Annotated in this window: 1 protein-coding gene; it reads right to left on the bottom strand. The window is 64.2% G+C overall.

What is annotated here, in order from left to right; genetic code table 11:
- On the bottom strand, window positions 1–415 hold a 415-nt coding region (locus tag C9414_RS20990; protein ID WP_368731620.1), incomplete at its 3' end, for a 1-deoxy-D-xylulose-5-phosphate synthase N-terminal domain-containing protein.
- Window positions 416–551 lie beyond the last annotated feature (136 nt).

Here is a 551-nt window from a genome sequence, read left to right as displayed (position 1 = left end):
CGGACTGGCGGGCAATGGCCATGCCGAGCGCGGCCGAGATCGAGGTCGAAGAGTGGCCGACGCCAAAGGTGTCGTACTCGCTTTCCTCGCGCTTGGGGAACGGCGCCACGCCGTCCTTCTGCTTGACGGTGTGGATCTCGTCGCGGCGACCCGTAAGGATCTTGTGCGGGTAGGTCTGGTGACCGACGTCCCAGACCAGCTGGTCGTGCGGGGTCTGGTACAGGTAGTGCAGGGCCACGGTGAGTTCGATCACGCCCAGGCCGGCGGCGAAATGGCCGCCGCTCTTGCCCACCGATTCGATGAGGTAGGCACGCAGTTCGTCAGCGACCGCCCTCATTTCGGATTCGTCGAACGTGCGCAGGTCATCCGGGGGCTGGATGCGCGCGAGGCGGGGATAGCGGGCAGAGTCGATCATCATGTTCGCACTTGTTCTGAACGCCCATTTTCGCCCTCAAACGGGGGTGGGGCAAGCAAACGCCGCCGCCCGTGACAGGACGGTGAGGGTTGCATTTCCGGCGATTCAGGTGCTCAGTTTCGAGCGCTTCGGCAAT

Source organism: Bacillus sp. Nf3 (genome assembly GCF_003028545.1).
In the GTDB taxonomy this organism is placed as follows: Bacteria; Bacillota; Bacilli; order Bacillales; family Bacillaceae; genus Bacillus; species Bacillus safensis.
The sequence above is the reverse complement of the archived record's forward strand: the minus strand, read 5'-3'. Positions and strand labels throughout refer to the sequence as shown.